Raw genomic sequence first — 17,117 nt, forward strand, 5'->3', positions numbered from 1 at the left:
TCAGCGGGTCGCTTCGATCGCCGACGCGATCACGTCCGCGACGCCGCGCTGTCCGGCGAGCGTCGGGTGGTAGGGGAGCAGGGTGCGGTCGGCCACCAGAGGGTCGAACCAGCGCGTCGCCGGGTCGGCGCACATCCCGAAGTCCTTCGACGCGGCGACGGTGTCGATGTACACGGCCCCATGGTTTTCGGCTTCCCGGGCGACCACGGAATTGAGGCGCTCGAACTTGGACTGGATATAGGCGGCGTCGGCGGGCAGCAGGCCGAGCATCGCCGGGCAGCTGGTGTCGGTCAGGTAGGTCGGCCAACCGTCGACGAAGACTGTGGCTTTCGGTGCGCGGCGGGCGATTTCGTCGAGCGCGACGGCGTAGGCGGGGGCGATCGCATCGATATCGCTGTCCCACCGCGGGTCTGCCACTGCCGCACAGCCGCCGGGTTTCGCGTGGCAGTGACCGAGGATGTATTCGGTCATGTCGGCGTCGTTGGCGCCGATGTGCAGGGTGACGATCTCGGTGGCGGGCCCGAGCGCGTCCAGCTGCGGTGCCACACCCGCGCCTTGCGAGCGATACAGGTCGGGGATCTTCGCGGCGCTACAGGTTCGGTCGTCCAGTGATAACCCGAGTCGTTGCGCGACCAACTTGGGTGCGTTGGTCGTCGAGCGCACGCAGCGCAGGGGTGCGGTGAGATCGAGGTTGACCGCGCCGGTGGTGGCGGCCCCGGAATCACCGAGAGCCACGTAGCGTGCCCCGGCCTCGGAGGTCGGTTGGCCGTGCACGGCGGCAGGAGTGATCGCGGCTGTCGCGATCATGGATGTCGTCGCGATCGCGCGCAGCCAGTTGTTCATCGAGAGTCCTGATCATCGGGGTGGCCCGGCTTGGGCGGTAGGGCCACTGTGCCCCAGACAGTCGGCAGGCGTCGGCGTTGACGCCGAGGTTTGTGCGCGACAACAATCTCCGCCGACCGCCGGGACGGTTATTGAGTGATGCTGAGCAATTCGTCGGTGCTCGCCGAGTAACCGGGGAACAACCGTCGGGTGCCGCTGGTTGTCCCCGCACATGACGACAATCGGATTGATCGGCAGCGGACACATCGGCTCCACCGTCGCACGATTGGCGGTGGACGCGGGCTACGACGTGGTGCTCAGCAACTCACGCGGCCCCGAGACCCTGGCGGACCTGGTCGCCGACCTGGGTCCACGCGCGCGAGCGGCCACCCCGGCCGAGGCGGCCGAAGCGGGCGACTACGTGGTGGTCACCGTGCCGTTGAAGGCCTATCGCGAAGTCCCGGTCGCACCGCTCGCGGGCAAGGTCGTGTTCGATACCAACAACTACTACCCCGACCGTGACGGCGCCTTCCCCGAACTCGACGCCGACGAGACCACCACCAGCGAACTGCTGCAACGCCACCTCCCGGAATCGAAGGTGGTCAAGGCGTTCAACAACATCGTCTACGCCAACCTCGCCGAACTGGCCCGCCCCGCGGGCGCCGCCGACCGCTCCGCCCTGCCCATCTTCGGCGACGACCCCGACGCCAAGAAGCTCGCCACCGACCTCATCGACACCATCGGCTACGACGTGGTCGACGGCGGTTCCCTCGCCGAAAGCCGCCGCTCCCAACGAGACACCCCGGTCTACGTCCACCCCTATGCCGTTGCCGACGGCAACTGGCCGCCCGCCGCCAAGCGCGGCAGCGCCGAGGATGTCCGCGCGGCCCTCGCCGCCGCCGAGGTCTAGCCGCTCGGTGCCTGCCCGCCGCCCGCATCCGGTCGAGCGTCGCCCGGTCGGGGTGATGCTCGGTGGAAAGCTGTGTTCAGCCCGTAGGACGTCGATCCATAGAATCGATGTCGCATCCCGGGGGCGGGTCAGGTGATGATGAGAAGTTCGGTGGGGGAGGCGATTTCGGCTCGGAGGCCTGCCTTGGTCGCCACTCGGGCTACCGCGCGGATGTCGGTGGGGTCGGCGCGGGTGAGGACCAGGGCGCGGGCGAGTAGGCCCTTGTGGTGCTTGTTGAAGTGGCTGACGACGGTGCGGGTGCCGTCGGGGTGTTCGGTGAGGACGTTGGCGGTGATGGCGTCGGGGACTCGGCCGAGTTGCTGGTAGGTGCCCGAGCGCAGGTCGATGACGAGCTCGCCCGCGGCCTCGGCGTAGAGGGCATCGGGGAGCACGTCGCGCCATACGGCCGAAAGTGTCGGCAGGCCTGGGAGTTTGGTGCCGCCGGAGAGTCGGTAGGCGGGGATGGGGTCGGCGGCGCGGACGGCGCCGAACAGGGCCGAGCCGATGCCCAGGCGGGCGTAGGCCTTCGTGCGCTGTGCCTTGGTGAAGGACTTCGCGTCGAGTGCGTCGTAGAGGACGCCGGTGTAGCGCTCCAGGGCGGGGCGCGTCGCCGAGGTGCGCAGGTTCGCGTTGCGGGCGACCTCGGCGTCGGCGCCTTTGCCCAAGCCGAGCACGGCGGCCGACTGCGCGGGGTCGGCCGCGAGCTGCACGACCTCGGTGATCAGCTTGTCGCGGACCGCGCTGAGCTGTGGCATCGCGAGATCGTCGAGGTTCAGCGGCGCGCCCGATCCGCCGTCGGACTTGGTTTCGGAGGGAGGCAGCAGCACCAGCACGATCGTCAACGGTAATCGCCGCCGGAACCGCCACCTCGCCCCGCCCCGTCGCGGCCTGTCCTACCGAGCGCCCTTCGGGCATCCGCGCTGTGCGGCCCAGCACTCGCCGACTGCTTTCAGCGCACCGCCTCGAGGAACTTGCGCGTGCGCTCATTGGTCGGTGCCTCGAAGATCTGCTCCGGCGGGCCCTGTTCGATGATGCGCCCGGAATCGAACATCAGCACCCGGTCCGACACCTCGCGGGCGAAGCGCATCTCGTGGGTGACGATCAGCATCGTGATGTCGGTGGTTTCGGCGATGGTGCGCAGCACGTCGAGGACGTCGCCGACCAGTTCCGGGTCGAGCGCCGAGGTCACTTCGTCCAGGAGCATCACCTTCGGATCCATCGCGCAGCAGCGCGCGATCGCCACCCGCTGCTGCTGACCGCCGGACAGTTGCGAGGGGTGGGCATTCGCCTTGTCCGACAGGCCGACGATGTCGAGCAGGTGCCGGGCACGTTCGCGCGCTTCATCTTTCGACTTGCCCAGCACGTGAATCGGTGCCTCGGTGATGTTTTCGAGCACCGTCATGTTCGGGAACAGGTTGAACTGCTGGAACACCATGCCGATTTTGGTCCGCACCTGGCGAAGGTGTTTTTCCTTGGCGGGCACCAGTTTTCCGTTGCGCTGGGTGTGGGTGAGCGGTTCACCGTCGACCCAGATCACGCCGTCGCTGATTGTCTCCAGGGTCATCAGCAGCCGCAGGATCGTGGTCTTGCCCGACCCGGACGGCCCGATCAGCGTGACCTTCTCCCCGCGGCCGACGCTGAAATCGAGGTGGTCGAGCACGGTGAGGTCGCCGAAGCGTTTGACCACCTGATCGAATCGGATCATCTCGTCAGTAGTAGGCAAGGCGCTTCTCCAGTCTTCTGATCAGCACAGACGTCGGGTAGCTGGCGACAAGGAAGAACACGCCCGCCAGGGTGATCGACTCCAGGTACGCGAAGTTGCGCGCCCCGAATTGCTGTGCGGCGGTCACCAATTCGACGACCGAGATGGCGAAAAGGAACGGTGTGTCCTTGAACATCGAGACGGCGTTGGTGCCCAGCGCGGGCAGGCTCGCCCGGATCGCCTGCGGCAGCACCACCGCACCCCAGGTGCGCACCGGCGGCAACGACAGCGCGCGCGCCGCCTCCCACTGGCCCTTGGGCACCGCCTCGATCCCGGCCCGATACACCTCGGCCAGGTAACTCGAATAGTGGATGCCGAGCACCACGATGCCGATCTGCAGCGCCGAGAACTGGGTCAACAGGGTGTAGGCGAACAGCAACTGCACGACCAGCGGGGTGAGCCGGATGAACTCGCTCACCGCGTGCACCGGCGCGGCGATGGCGCGCGGCATCGTGCGCCGGATCAAAGCGATCACCAGCCCGAGCACCGCGGCCAGCGCGAAACCGAGCACCGTCGCCAGCAGCGTGATCTGGAAGCCGTCCCACAGCACCGGCAGCGCCTCGCGGGCGCGCTCCCAACTCCATTCCGCTGTCATGGGGCCGCCTTCGTTTCTTCGGGCGCCAGGCTCAGAACGTCCTTGAGCGAGGCCCCGCGACCCAGCTTGGTCTTGGCGCGGGTTTCCAGCAGGTTCATGCCCAGGGTGAGCAGGTAGCCCAGGACGAAGTAGATGAGCAGGCCGACACCGAAGGAGAACAGGGTGTCGCTGGTGTCCTTGCGCAGGTCACCGATCTCGTAGGTCAGATCGTGCAGCGTGATGTAGGACGCCACCGCGGTGCCTTTGAGCAGGTGGACCAGCAGGTTGGTCAGCGAGGGCAGCATCAGCGCCCAGGCCTGGGGAAACAGCACCCGCCGCATGCGCTGCCAGGGACTGAAGTTCAGTGCCACGGCCGCTTCGAACTGCGCGCGCGGCACCGCGTTGAGCGCGCCACGCACCACCTCGGCACCGTAGGCGCCGTAGTTCAGGCCAAGCGCCAGGATGCCGCAGAACAGCGGGTCGAGCTTGTAGCCGAGCAGTGGCAGCACATAGAACAGCCAGAAGATCTGCACCAGAAGCGAAGTGCCACGGAAGAATTCGATCATGACCCTGGCACTGCCGCGCGCGGCGAGATTGCGTACGCGGGCGGTGGTGCCGAGGACCAGGGCGAGGACGAACGCGAGCAGCGCGCCGCCGATGGTCAGCTCCAGCGTGACCACGATGCCCTGCCACAACGAGGGCAGGGCATCGCGGACCGCATCGATATTGCTCATGCGTGAATCAGATTTCGCCCTTGCACAGCTTGGCCGTCGTGTACTTCGGATCGGGCAGCTCGCGTTCGGTGAAGCCGAACTTGCCGACGATCGACAGGTACTTGTCCTTGTCGCCGGTGATCTTGGCCAGCTCGGTGTTGTAGGCGGCCAGCAGATCGGGATCGTTGGTGCGGAACACGGTGCCGCCCGCGCCGACCTGCGGCTTGCCGTCGATGACGGCGACGAACGACGGCGTCACGTCGACCGCGGCGTTGGGGGTGTGGCTCTTGAGCCAGTTCAGCGAGATCGCGGTGAGCGCGAACACGTCGGCGCGCCCGGAGGTCACCGCGTCCATCCCGTCCTGCGGGGTGCCGACCTGGGTGGCGTCGATGCCGAGCGAGTCCGCGTAATCGGATTCGATGGCGCCGGTCATCGCGGCCATTTTCGCGCCGCTGGCCTGGATCGACTGCATATCCGTCAAATTCATCGGATTACCGGGTTTCACCATCAGCGCGGTGGTGTACATGAATTCCGGTTCGCTGAAAGAAGCCTGTTCACAGCGTTTCGGCAAGATCGACATTCCGGCGCTCACGGCGTCGAATCGATTGGCCTGCAGGCCGGGGATCAGCGCGCCGAACTCGGTCTGCACACCGTCGACGGTCTTGATGCCGAGGTTGGCGAAGATCTCCTTGTGCAGGGCCACGGTGGCGCCGGTGAGCTGGCCGCCGTCTTCGAACGAATAGGGCGCCTCACCGGCGAAACCCACGGTGATCGTGCCCTTGTCCTTCAGCGACTGCAGCAGTTGGCCGCTCTCGGTGGTCTCGGTCTTGGTGCATCCGGCGAGGGCCGCGGCCACCATCGCGGCACCGGCGAACACTGCTGTACAGCGCTTCGACATGGATTTCGTCTCAGCCATTGTGACCTCTCGCAAGGGCAGCGTGTCCGCCGCCAATTTTCTGTTGTAAGTGAATAATTGACCTATAGAGAAAATCTAGTCAACTCATAATTCTCAGGAGCGTTACGTTATCAGGTTGTTATCTGATGATTCAAACGGAATTATAATGGGTAACCTGATATGCGCTTTTCTCTTCGGGCCGGTTTTCGGGGGTCGGCGAGCGTCAAGGAGGTAATCGGCTGTCGCCGCCGCCGGACCAGGGACTACCCTGTGCATCCGTGATCACCCGCCTCTCCCGCCTGTTCCTGCGCACCCTGCGAGACGATCCCGCCGACGCCGAGGTGCCAAGCCACAAACTGCTCGTTCGCGCCGGCTACGTCCGCCGCGTCGCACCGGGCGTGTACTCGTGGTTGCCGCTCGGACTGCGCACGCTGCGCAAGATCGAGGACGTGGTGCGCCAGGAGATGGACGCCACCGGCGCCCAGGAGATCTCGCTGCCCGCGCTGCTGCCGCGCGAGCCCTACGAGACCACCAACCGGTGGACCGAATACGGCGACGGCCTGTTCCGCCTCAAGGACCGCAAGGGCGGCGACTACCTGCTCGGCCCCACCCACGAGGAGCTGTTCGCGCTCACCGTGAAGGGTGAGTACAACTCCTACAAGGATCTGCCGGTCACCCTGTACCAGATCCAGACCAAGTACCGCGACGAGGAACGGCCCCGCGCGGGCATCCTGCGCGGGCGTGAGTTCACCATGAAGGACTCCTACTCCTTCGACCTCACCGACGAGGGTCTGGCCGACAGCTACGCCACCCACCGCAAGGCCTACCAGGCGATCTTCGCCCGGCTCGGCGTCGAGTACGTGATCGTGGCCGCCACCTCCGGCGCCATGGGCGGCAGTGCGTCCGAGGAATTCCTCGCCGTCAGCCCCGTCGGCGAGGACACCTACGTGGCCTGCGCCGAATCCGGGTACGCGGCCAACGTGGAAGCCGTGGTCACCCCCGCGCCCGCGCCGCTGCCCATCGAGGGCCAGGCCGCCGCGGTCGAAAACGACACCCCGAACACCCCCACCATCGCGACCCTGGTCGACTGGGCCAACTCCGCCGACGTCCTCGGGCGCACGGTGACCGCCGCCGACACGTTGAAGAACGTGATGGTGAAGCTGCGCCACCCCGACGGCAAGACCGAGATCCTCGGCATCGGCATCCCCGGTGACCGCGAGGTCGACGACAAGCGCCTCGGCGCGGCCGTCGAACCTGCCGAGGTGGAACTGCTCACCGAGGCCGACTTCGCCGCCAATCCGTTCCTGGTGAAGGGCTATATCGGTCCGAAGGGCTTGCAGGCCAACGGTGTTCGCTACCTCGTCGACCCCCGCGTCGTCGAGGGCACCGCCTGGATCACCGGCGCCGATGTGCAGGGCAAGCACGTCGTCGGTCTGGTCGCCGGGCGTGACTTCACCCCCGACGGCACCATCGAGGCAGCCGAGGTCCGCGACGGCGATCCTTCGCCCGACGGCGCGGGCCCGCTGGTCTCCGCGCGTGGCATCGAGATCGGTCACATCTTCCAGCTCGGCCGCAAGTACACCGACGCCTTCGACGTCGACGTCCTCGGCGAGAACGGCAAGCCCGTCCGCCTCACCATGGGCTCCTACGGCATCGGCGTCTCCCGCATGGTCGCCGTCATCGCCGAACAGCAGCACGACGAGAAGGGCCTGCGCTGGCCCGCCGAAGTCGCCCCCTTCGACGTGCACGTCGTGATCGCCAACAAGGACGCCGCCGCCCGCGACGGCGCCGAACATGTGGTCGCCGGCCTGAACGCCGAAGGCCTCGACGTCCTCTTCGACGACCGCACCGCATCCCCCGGCGTGAAGTTCAAGGACGCCGAACTCCTCGGCATGCCGTGGATTCTCGTCATCGGCCGCGGCTGGGCCGAAGGCAAGGTGGAGCTGCGCAACCGCTTCACCGGCGAAGCCGAGGAGATCCCGGCCGAGGACGCCGTCAGCGCGGTCACCGCCAAGGTCCGCGGCTGATCTCCTCGCATGAATCGCGCTGTCCCACTTGATGTGGGACAGCGCGATTGCTGTCTCGCGCGCGGAGGGCGGCCGAATCGCGCCCACCATCCGGAGGACGAGCTGGCGCATCCCGCGCTCCGGATAGGCGAAGAGGCGAGATCCGGTCTGCGGGCACGACCTCACTAGGAGTTGTGGTGGGTAGGTTTCGGAGTACGTCCGATTTGCCGCTGCCGGCGGAGTGGCAGCGCAAGGCGTTCGGGGCGTATCGCTATGCGGTGTTGCCGTTTGCCTGTGCGGTGGTCTTGTGGCCGGTGGTGCTGGGGCTGGTCGGAAATCCCGCGAGTCGCTCCGGTGGTCGCTGATATTCGTGTCACCGAAGACGGTCCGGCGCTGGTGCTGCCGGTGACGCGGCCGTCTTCGACCGGGAGCTCGGTAGCTATAGCGTTCGGGGTGGCTGTGCTCGGGGCTGGGATGTGGCAGTTCATCGCGTCGTTGGGCGACGACTGGTCGACCGGCGCCGCGCTCTTGTTCCTGATGTCGCTGCCTGCGTTGGTCGCCCTGCTCCTCGGCTTCGGCACGTATCACCCTCGCAAGGGCCTCGGCAACGACGGCATCCTGCTCAGTCCGAACTACATCGCGATCGATTACGGCAAGGGGCCGACCAGAGTTGCCTGGGAGGATGTCTCGGCGGTCGGGGCCCGCAGCCGACGAGAAGCGTTCCGGTTCGGTAGTGGAACCAACGTGATCAGCCTCGTCACCGGCGATGCCGACTCCGGCTACCGAACCATCGACATCGTCCACACGGACCTCGAGACCGACCCGACGCGGACGTATCACCTGTTCGTCTTCTACGTGCGCAACCCGGAGAAGCGAGCGGAGCTCGGCACCGAAAGCGGTCTGGAACGCTTCCGGCGCGGCGGGTACCTACGGGAACACGCGAGCCCGCTGTCCGGGGAACCTACGCCTACGTAGGCGAAAGTGCAGGTAGCGGGCCTGAGAGTCGGCGTGGGCGATCCGCGGCGCTGCTAAGTTAACGGGCATGACGAGTTCGCCCAGCCTGTTGTTCAACCCTGCTACCTACGACCCGCAGCACTTCGATGCTGAGACGCGACGGCTGCTGAAGGCCACTATCGAGTGGTTCGAGTCCAAGGGCAAGGCGCAGTTGCTGGTCGAGGATCGCGATGCGGTGTGGACTTCGGAGTTCTTGGAGTTCGTGGGGAAGGAGAAGCTGTTCGCTACCTTCCTGACGCCGGCCGCTTATGCCGATGGGGATCCGAACAAGCGCTGGGATGCGGCGCGCAACGCGGCGCTGTCGGAGATCTTCGGGTTCTACGGGCTCGCGTATTGGTACGCCGAGCAGGTCACGATTCTGGGCCTTGGCCCGATCTGGCAGAGCGACAACGAGATCGCCAAGCGCAAGGCTGCCGCTGATCTCGAAGACGGCCAGGTGATGGCGTTCGCGCTGTCGGAGCGCGATCACGGTGCCGACATCTACAACACCGACCTGATCCTCACCCCGAGCGAACCGGGTAGTGCCGACGCCGAAGCGGGAATTCTGTTCCGCGCCAACGGGGAGAAGTACTACATCGGTAACGGCAATGTGGCCTCGATGGTGTCGGTGTTCTCCCGGCGCGGTGATGTCGAAGGGCCAGAGGGGTACATCTGGTTCGCCGCCGACAGCCGTCACGACAACTACCACCTGGTCGAGAGCGTTATCCACGGGCAGATGTATGTCAGCCACTTCCGGCTGGAGAACTACCCGGTGACCGCCGCCGACGTGCTTCATGAAGGGCCGGAAGGCTTTTCGGCTGCGCTGAACACGGTGAACGTGGGCAAGTTCAACCTCTGCCACGGCAGCATCGGCATGGTCGAGCACTCGTTCTTCGAGGCCATCACCCACGCCAACAACCGCATCCTCTACGGCAACCCGGTCACCGACTTCGGCCACGTGCGCGGCAACTTCGTCGACGCCTACGCCCGCCTGATCGCGATGAAGCTGTTCAGTGATCGCGCCGTGGACTACTTCCGCAGCGCCTCCCTCGAGGACCGCCGCTACCTGCTGTTCAACCCGATGACCAAGTCCAAGGTCACCTCCGAGGGCGAAGTCGCGATGACCCTGCTGCTGGATGTGCTGGCGGCCAAGGGATTCGAGAAGGCCACCTACTTCGCGCAGGCTTCGCGCTACATCAACCACCTGCCGCGCCTCGAGGGCACCGTGCACGTGAACGTGGGCCAGATCCTGAAGTTCATGCCGAACTACCTGTTCAACCCCAAGGAGTACCCGGCGATCGGCACCAAGCTCGAAGCCGGTGACGAGGCGTTCTTCTGGGCGCAGGGCCCGGCTCGCGGCGCGGGCAAGGTGCAGTTCGCGGACTGGACCCCGGCCTACGAGCAGGCCTCGGACGTGCCCAACGTCGCCCGGTTCTACGAGCAGGCCAAGGCGCTGCAGGCGCTACTGCTCACCGCGGCACCGGATGCGGACCAGCAGAAGGACCTGGACTTCATGCTGACCATCGGCCACCTGTTCTCCACGGTGGTCTACGGCCAGCTGATCCTCGAACAGGCCGAGCTCACCGGCCTCGACCGTGACGTGCTCGACCAGATCTTCGACTTCCAGATCCGCGACTTCAACACCCAGGCGTCGGCACTGCTCGGCAAGCCGTCGGTCACCGAGGCGCAGCGCGCGTGGGCGATCGGGGCACTGCGCAGCCCGGTGGCCGATAAGGAACGCTTCGATCGGGTGTGGCAGCAGGTGGAGGCCTACGACGGCGCGTACGCGATGCGCCCGTAGCAGTGTAGCCCCGGCATGATCACGCAAAACGCGTCGCTCCAGTCAGTTCTCTGACTGAACGACAGCGTTTTACGTGATTACGCCGGATGAGTCGGCGGTTTACGCACGCCCGGGGAAGGCGACGGTCCACGGGCCGGTACCCAGGATCGACTGCCAGCGGGCCCGGCGAATAGCGGCTTCGGTGAGCGCTTCGGTCGCCGTAGCACGCACTGCGGCGTCGGTGGCGTTCTCGACAACGGCGTACCACGCTGCGGCGCAATCGGATTCGACGCTGACCGCGAGGTGGGCGGCCGGGATCGGGTCGTCGACCGGTGCGGGCGGGTTGTAGGCGGCGGCGGGCGCCTCGGGTGCGGTGCCGTCGGCCTCGAGCAATTCGATCGTGGCGTCGCGGCGAGCGCGATGCGCGGCGCTGAACTCGGCGACCAGGCGAGCCCGGTCGACATTGGCGTACGCGGCGATCAGCCCGTAGGAGTAGACGGCGGCGTACTCGGCGTCCAGGGCGTTCTGGAGGGACTTGCGTTGGTCGGTCATGTCAGCAGGACTCCTGCCTGGGTGGCGCAGGCCGCACTGATCGACGCGAGTAGCCCTGCGCGATAACCGGATTCGGTGCGAGCCAGCTCGGCGGCGGACTGCTGGGAGCGAACCAGCTGATCGCGCAACTGTGCGACGGTCGTCGGCTGCGCGGACGCGGTCTCGACCTCCGCGGCCGGTACCGGGGAACCGTCGGGGCCGGGCACAGTCAGTGCGCCGGTTCGACGCACGGGCGTGGTGCCGTCACCGTAAACGCCGATCACCCGGTCGATTTCGGTGCGCAAAGCGTCGGCGTGCGCGGTGCGCTCGGTGGCGATCGTGCTCAACGCGGCGTTCGACTGCGGCGCCAAAGCGATCGCGGCGGTCGCGGCGGCGGCATCGGCGCGGGCCAGAACTTCTTGTGCGGCAAGAGGATCCGGGGCGTGCACGGTATCGTCCTCGGCGCAGGCGGTCAGCGTGGCTATCGCCGGAATGCCGATCGCGCTCGCACCGGCGAGCCGGAGCAAGGTGCGGCGGCGCCAAGTGTTGGTCGAATGGCGGTGCGCGGCGGTGGGCTCGAGCCTCGAGAGAGGTGGTTCGTGCCGGTCGGGGCGCATGCCGGAAGGTCGCCCGGCGCTCGGCGGGACGGTATGGCGGTGGGGCACGTGCACCATCGTGCCAGATCGCGCGCGGGGAGTTCGCGCGCGTGGCGACACGCACCGGGCACGCCGTGCCGGACCGGTGCGTGGTGCTCGGCGCCTGGTCCTTTACACTCTCTGAGCGCGTTACGCTAGACCTTCGGCGTAGATATTTCCGATCGCGTCACAACTGAACCAGGAGCCGCCCATATGCCGATGCCCACCGAGGAAAGGGTGAGCCAGCTAGTCGCTGAGCTCGTCGCACGCCGGGGATTCGACCTCGAGGGCGTTGCGATCGTGGCTGCAGGCAATGGTGAGTTGGCTCCGGTTCGGGTGAAGGTGACCGTCGACAGCGACGGCCCCGCCGACCTGGACGCCATCGCCGCACTGAGTCGCGATATGTCCGAACTTCTCGATGCCGCAGGCGATTTCGGCGAATCCGCCTATCTGCTCGAAGTGACCACGCCCGGCGTGGATCGCCCGCTGCGCACCGAACGGCATTGGCGCCGCGCGCAGGGCCGCAAGGTCCGCGTGAAACTGGCCGACGGTGCCGAGCGGATCGAAGGCAAAGCCCGTTTCGACGCCCGCGTCGGCCAGTTCGCCGATGACGCCACCACCATCGCGCTCGTGCTCGGCGGCAAGATCAAGCCGCATCGCGTGCACGTTCCGCTCACCGATATCGCCGAGGCTGTCGTCCAGGTCGAGTTCAACGCACCGGGTGCCGCCGAACTCGAACTCGCGGGCGGCATCGCGCCGGGCCGCCCGGTACCGGGCGAAGAGCCGGCCGACCTCGCCGCACCAGGACAGCACAGTGACACTCCCACCGAAGGGCTTGCGGAATGAATATTGAAATCGAAGCCTTGCGGGCGATCGTCGCCGACAAAGGCATCTCGATCGAGACCGTGATCTCGGCGATCGAGTCGGCACTGCTCACCGCCTACCGGCACACCGACGGCCACGAGGCCAACGCGCGCATCGACATCAACCAGAAGACCGGTGTGGTGCGGGTGATGGCGCGCGAACTCGACGCCGACGGCAACCTCGTCTCCGAATGGGACGACACCCCAGAGGGTTTCGGCCGCATCGCCGCCACCACCGCCCGCCAGGTGGTGCTGCAGCGGCTGCGTGATGCCGAGAACGAGAAGTCCTTCGGCGACTTCGCCACCCACGAGGGTGAGATCGTCGGCGGTGTGGTCCAGCGCGACGCCAGGGCGAATGCCCGCGGCATCGTGGTGGTGCGCATCGGCAGCGAGGCCAACGGCGCCGAGGGTCTGATCCCGCCCGCCGAGCAGGTGCCCGGCGAGACCTACGAGCACGGTGACCGGATCAAGTGCTACGTCTACGGCGTCTCGCGTGGCCCGCGTGGCCCGCAGATCCAGCTCTCGCGCACCCACCCGAACCTGGTGCGGCGGCTGTTCTCGCTCGAGGTGCCCGAGATCGCCGACGGTTCCGTCGAGATCGTCGCGGTGGCGCGCGAGTCGGGGCATCGCTCCAAGATCGCCGTGCAGTCCACCGTGCAGGGCGTGAACGCCAAGGGTGCGTGCATCGGCCCGATGGGTCAGCGCGTGCGCAACGTGATGAGCGAACTGGCCGGCGAGAAGATCGATATCATCGACTACGACGAGGATCCGGCCACCTTCGTCGGCAACGCACTCTCGCCGTCGAAAGTGGTATCGGTCACTGTCGTCGATCCCGATGCCAGGGCGGCCCGCGTGGTCGTGCCCGACTTCCAGCTCTCCCTCGCCATCGGCAAGGAGGGCCAGAATGCCCGCCTGGCAGCCCGTCTGACGGGCTGGCGGATCGATATCCGCAGCGACGCGGCTCCGATACCGGACGAGTCCGCCCGGCCGTAGCGCGCACCGTAGCTGATTCGAGAACGTCGAATCCCTGCCCGCGGATGACATCTTCGTAACTTCCGGAGGGGAGGGGTTCGTCGTTATGACCGGGTCACCGGTAGAGTGGGTACAGGACCGGCCCGCGCAATCCGTTCGCACCTGTATCGGATGCCGTCAGCGCGAGTCGTCTGCCGACCTGTTGCGGATCGTGGCGCAGCATCGGAGTACCGATGTCGCGATTGTTCCCGATCCGCGGCGCAGACTTCCCGGACGGGGTGCCTGGCTGCACCCCGTTTCAGTTTGTTTGCGTTCCGCAGAGCGGCGCCGAGCATTCGGCAGAGCCCTACGAGTGTCCGGAAATCTGGATATCTCAGCCCTGGATAAGTACCTCGAGAACAGGCACGAGCACTCATGAGCACACCGTGAAGCACCAACGATGAACGTCCGTCGGAGATAACCCGAGGTCGTGCGGGCCCGCCTTACCTAGGCGGCGTCACTGCTCGGCCTCTCAGTGAGGAGAGCAGTGGCAGGCAAGGCCCGCGTGCACGAGTTGGCTAAGGAACTCGGTGTCACAAGCAAGGAACTACTCGCGAAGCTCAAGGAGCAAGGCGAGTTCGTGAAGTCGGCGTCGTCGACGGTGGAAGCACCCGTCGCCCGTCGTCTGCGCGAATCACTGGCGTCGAAGTCCGCTCCGGCGGCCGATGCCAAGTCGGCGGCCCGTCCCGGCCCGTCGTCGGCAGCAGCCTCAGCCCGCCCGGCTGGCGCCAAGCCCACCCCCGGTGGCCCCCGCCCCGGTCCGCGTCCGGCTCCGGCCGCGCCCGCCCCGGCAGCTCCTGCCGCACCGGTCGCGCCCAAGGTCGAGGCCGCTCCGGTCGAAGCCAAGCCCGCTACCCCGGCACCCGCGAGCCCCGCTCCGGCCGCCGCACAGCAGTCGGCTCCGGCCACCAAGCCCGCAGGCGCTCCGGCGCCCGGCCCCCGTCCGGCTCCCGCGCCGCGTCCGACCCAGGCTCCAGCCGCCGGTCAGACCCGTCCGGCCCAGACAACTCCCGGTGCCGCAGCTCCGGGCCCGCGTCCGGCCGGTCCCGGCCCGAAGCCGGGCCCCAAGGCTCCGCGCGTCGGCAACAACCCGTTCAGCTCGGCCCCCGATCGTGAGCGTCCCGCGCCGCGTCCGGCCGGTCAGGGTCAGGGTCAGGGCGGCACTCGCCCGACTCCGGGTCAGGGCGGTCCCCGTCCGGCTCCCGGTCAGGGTGGTCCGCGTCCGGCTCCCGGTCAGGGCGGTCCCCGCCCCGGTCAGGGTGGTCAGGGCCAGCGCCCGGCCGCCGCGCAGGGCGGTGCCCCGCGCCCCGGTGGTCCCCGTCCCAACCCGGGTTCGATGCCTCCGCGTCCGAACCCCGGTGCCATGCCCGCCCGTTCGGCACGTCCCGCCCCCGGTGGCGGCGCGGGTCGTCCCGGTGGCGGCGGTCGTCCAGGTGGCGCTCCCGGCGGTGGCGGCGCAGGCCGTCCCGGTGGTGGTGGCGGTGGCGGTTACCGCGGTGGCGGTGGCGGTGCCCCCGGCGCTCCGGGTGCAGGTGCTCCCGCGGCCGGTGGTTTCCGTGGTCGTCCAGGTGGCGGCGGCGGTCGTCCAGGTGGCCCTGGTGGCCGTGGTGGCGCAGCCGGTGCGTTCGGTCGTCCCGGCGGTGCTGTCCGTCGTGGCCGTAAGTCGAAGCGGGCGAAGCGCGCCGAGTACGAGAACATGCAGGCTCCCGCCGTCGGTGGCGTGCGTCTGCCCCGCGGCAACGGTGAGGTCATCCGCCTCGCCCGTGGCGCCTCGCTGTCGGACTTCGCCGAGAAGATCGATGCGAACCCCGCAGCTCTCGTGCAGGCCCTGTTCAACCTCGGCGAGATGGTCACCGCCACTCAGTCGGTGAACGACGAGACCCTCGAGCTGCTCGGCGGCGAGATGAACTACGTCGTCCACGTGGTCAGCCCCGAGGACGAAGATCGCGAACTGCTGCAGTCGTTCGACCTCACCTACGGCGAAGACGCCGGCGGCGAAGACGACCTCGAGCACCGTCCGCCGGTCGTGACCGTCATGGGTCACGTCGACCACGGTAAGACCCGACTGCTGGACACGATCCGTAAGGCCAACGTCGCTGAGGGCGAGGCCGGTGGCATCACCCAGCACATCGGTGCCTACCAGGTGCTCACCAACCTCAACGAGGAAGAGCGTCTGATCACCTTCATCGACACCCCGGGTCACGAGGCGTTCACCGCCATGCGCGCGCGTGGTGCGAAGGCCACCGATATCGCGATCCTCGTGGTCGCGGCCGACGACGGCGTCATGCCGCAGACGGTGGAAGCGATCAACCACGCTCAGGCAGCGGATGTGCCGATCGTTGTCGCGATCAACAAGATCGACAAAGAGGGTGCGAACCCGGACAAGATCAAGCAGCAGCTCACCGAGTACGGCCTGGTCACCGAGGAATATGGCGGCGACACCATGTTCGTCAACATCTCGGCCAAGCAGGGCACCAACATCGATCAGCTGCTCGAAGCAGTGCTGCTGACCGCGGATGCCTCGCTCGACCTGCGGGCCAACCCGGACATGGACGCCCAGGGTGTCGCCATCGAGGCGCACCTCGACCGCGGCCGTGGCCCGGTTGCCACCGTGCTCATCCAGCGCGGCACCCTGCGTGTCGGTGACTCGATCGTGGCGGGCGACGCCTACGGTCGCGTCCGTCGCATGGTCGACGAGCACGGCGCGGACGTCCACGCGGCGACCCCGTCGCGTCCGGTCCAGGTCATCGGTTTCACCTCCGTCCCCGGCGCCGGTGACAACCTGATCGTGGTCGAGGAAGACCGCATCGCCCGTCAGATCGCCGATCGCCGCAATGCGCGCAAGCGCAACGCACTGGCCGCTCGCAGCCGCAAGCGGATCAGCCTGGAAGATCTGGATGCCGCGCTGAAGGAGACTTCGGAGCTCAACCTGATCCTCAAGGGCGACAACTCCGGTACCGTCGAGGCCCTCGAAGAGGCGCTGCTCGGTATCGAGATCGACGACGAGGTGCGTCTGCGCGTCATCGACCGCGGTGTCGGTGGCGTCACCGAGACCAACGTCAACCTGGCGTCGGCCTCCAACGCGATCATCATCGGCTTCAATGTCCGCGCGGAGGGCAAGGCCACTGAGCTGGCCAACCGCGAAGGCGTCGACATCCGGTACTACTCGGTCATCTACCAGGCGATCGACGAGATCGAGAAGGCCCTCAAGGGCATGCTCAAGCCGATCTACGAAGAGGTCGAGCTGGGCCGCGCGGAGATCCGCGCGATCTTCCGCTCGTCCAAGATCGGCAACATCGCCGGTTGCATGGTGCAGTCGGGTTCGGTCAAGCGCAACGCCAAGGCGCGACTGATCCGCGACGGTCGAGTGATCGCCGAGACGATGACCATCTCCTCGCTCAAGCGGGAGAAGGACGATGCCACCGAGGTGCGCGAAGGTTTCGAGTGCGGTCTGACCGTCACCTACAGCGACATCAAGGAAGGCGACATCATCGAGGCTTACGAGCTTCGTGAAAAGCCGCGCGACTGATAAACGCAACACCGCTCCGCACGCCGCATCCGATTCTCGGGTGCGGCGTGCGGG

Annotated in this window: 16 protein-coding genes; 8 read left to right on the plus strand and 8 right to left on the minus strand. The window is 67.3% G+C overall.

All coding sequences use genetic code 11. The features are described from left to right. A complete protein-coding gene (locus ACFW6D_RS23555) occupies positions 1-843 on the minus strand; it encodes an SGNH/GDSL hydrolase family protein (protein WP_379331438.1) in 843 nt (280 codons plus the stop codon). 211 nt (positions 844-1,054) lie between these two features. Between ACFW6D_RS23555 and ACFW6D_RS23560 the strand changes: the two genes are divergently transcribed. Then, a complete protein-coding gene (locus ACFW6D_RS23560) occupies positions 1,055-1,732 on the plus strand; it encodes an NADPH-dependent F420 reductase (RefSeq protein WP_379331440.1) in 678 nt (225 codons plus the stop codon). 128 nt (positions 1,733-1,860) lie between these two features. On the opposite strand, the gene yaaA is transcribed toward ACFW6D_RS23560, so the two are convergent. The 5 genes from yaaA to ehuB all read right to left on the minus strand — a co-directional run bounded on the left by yaaA (position 1,861) and on the right by ehuB (position 5,736). Then, positions 1,861-2,604 carry a peroxide stress protein YaaA gene (yaaA, locus tag ACFW6D_RS23565; protein ID WP_379331442.1) on the minus strand — a complete coding sequence of 248 codons (744 nt, stop codon included), beginning with the start codon at positions 2,602-2,604 and terminating at the stop codon, positions 1,861-1,863. Between the two features lie 116 nt (positions 2,605-2,720). Continuing rightward, positions 2,721-3,476 (minus strand): ectoine/hydroxyectoine ABC transporter ATP-binding protein EhuA, encoded by a 756-nt coding sequence (gene ehuA / locus ACFW6D_RS23570; RefSeq protein WP_379331443.1) that lies wholly within the window; start codon positions 3,474-3,476, stop codon positions 2,721-2,723. A 4-nt stretch (positions 3,477-3,480) separates the two neighbouring features. Continuing rightward, on the minus strand, positions 3,481-4,128 hold the full coding sequence (gene ehuD, locus ACFW6D_RS23575) for an ectoine/hydroxyectoine ABC transporter permease subunit EhuD (protein WP_379331445.1): 648 nt from the start codon (positions 4,126-4,128) through the stop codon (positions 3,481-3,483). Continuing rightward, a complete protein-coding gene (gene ehuC / locus ACFW6D_RS23580) occupies positions 4,125-4,841 on the minus strand; it encodes an ectoine/hydroxyectoine ABC transporter permease subunit EhuC (RefSeq protein ID WP_379331446.1) in 717 nt (238 codons plus the stop codon). The genes ehuD and ehuC overlap by 4 nt, the downstream gene beginning before the upstream one ends. A 7-nt stretch (positions 4,842-4,848) precedes the next feature. Beyond that, positions 4,849-5,736 carry an ectoine/hydroxyectoine ABC transporter substrate-binding protein EhuB gene (gene ehuB / locus ACFW6D_RS23585; protein WP_379331447.1) on the minus strand — a complete coding sequence of 296 codons (888 nt, stop codon included), beginning with the start codon at positions 5,734-5,736 and terminating at the stop codon, positions 4,849-4,851. A gap of 257 nt (positions 5,737-5,993) precedes the next feature. Here ehuB and ACFW6D_RS23590 point away from each other — a divergent pair, with 257 nt between their 5' ends. The 3 genes from ACFW6D_RS23590 (at position 5,994) to ACFW6D_RS23600 (ending at position 10,515) form a co-directional block, all read left to right on the plus strand. Then, a complete protein-coding gene (locus ACFW6D_RS23590) occupies positions 5,994-7,742 on the plus strand; it encodes a proline--tRNA ligase (protein ID WP_379331448.1) in 1,749 nt (582 codons plus the stop codon). Between the two features lie 432 nt (positions 7,743-8,174). Beyond that, complete coding sequence (locus ACFW6D_RS23595; RefSeq protein WP_379331450.1) at positions 8,175-8,696, plus strand: hypothetical protein; 522 nt, start codon at positions 8,175-8,177, stop codon at positions 8,694-8,696. A 67-nt stretch (positions 8,697-8,763) separates the two neighbouring features. Next, positions 8,764-10,515: an acyl-CoA dehydrogenase family protein gene (locus ACFW6D_RS23600; protein WP_379331451.1), complete on the plus strand. Its 1,752-nt coding sequence runs from the start codon at positions 8,764-8,766 to the stop codon at positions 10,513-10,515. Between the two features lie 99 nt (positions 10,516-10,614). On the opposite strand, the gene ACFW6D_RS23605 is transcribed toward ACFW6D_RS23600, so the two are convergent. After that, complete coding sequence (locus tag ACFW6D_RS23605) at positions 10,615-11,046, minus strand: ferritin-like domain-containing protein (RefSeq protein WP_379231805.1); 432 nt, start codon at positions 11,044-11,046, stop codon at positions 10,615-10,617. Next, a complete protein-coding gene (locus tag ACFW6D_RS23610; protein ID WP_379331453.1) occupies positions 11,043-11,690 on the minus strand; it encodes a hypothetical protein in 648 nt (215 codons plus the stop codon). Before ACFW6D_RS23610 ends, ACFW6D_RS23605 begins: the two co-directional genes overlap by 4 nt. A 183-nt stretch (positions 11,691-11,873) precedes the next feature. Here ACFW6D_RS23610 and rimP point away from each other — a divergent pair, with 183 nt between their 5' ends. From rimP to infB, 4 genes are all read left to right on the plus strand, one after another. Continuing rightward, positions 11,874-12,506 carry a ribosome maturation factor RimP gene (gene rimP, locus ACFW6D_RS23615; protein WP_379331455.1) on the plus strand — a complete coding sequence of 211 codons (633 nt, stop codon included), beginning with the start codon at positions 11,874-11,876 and terminating at the stop codon, positions 12,504-12,506. Beyond that, positions 12,503-13,516 (plus strand): transcription termination factor NusA, encoded by a 1,014-nt coding sequence (nusA, locus tag ACFW6D_RS23620; RefSeq protein ID WP_379231808.1) that lies wholly within the window; start codon positions 12,503-12,505, stop codon positions 13,514-13,516. Before rimP ends, nusA begins: the two co-directional genes overlap by 4 nt. 85 nt (positions 13,517-13,601) lie before the next feature. Continuing rightward, the gene (locus ACFW6D_RS23625) at positions 13,602-13,913 is read left to right on the plus strand and encodes a YlxR family protein (RefSeq protein ID WP_379331457.1); all 312 of its coding nucleotides are present in this window, start codon (positions 13,602-13,604) and stop codon (positions 13,911-13,913) included. 108 nt (positions 13,914-14,021) lie between these two features. Then, positions 14,022-17,063 carry a translation initiation factor IF-2 gene (gene infB, locus ACFW6D_RS23630; protein WP_379331459.1) on the plus strand — a complete coding sequence of 1,014 codons (3,042 nt, stop codon included), beginning with the start codon at positions 14,022-14,024 and terminating at the stop codon, positions 17,061-17,063. Positions 17,064-17,117: the final 54 nt, after the last annotated feature.

This window comes from Nocardia sp. NPDC058705 (genome assembly GCF_042749305.1).
In the GTDB taxonomy this organism is placed as follows: Bacteria; Actinomycetota; Actinomycetes; order Mycobacteriales; family Mycobacteriaceae; genus Nocardia.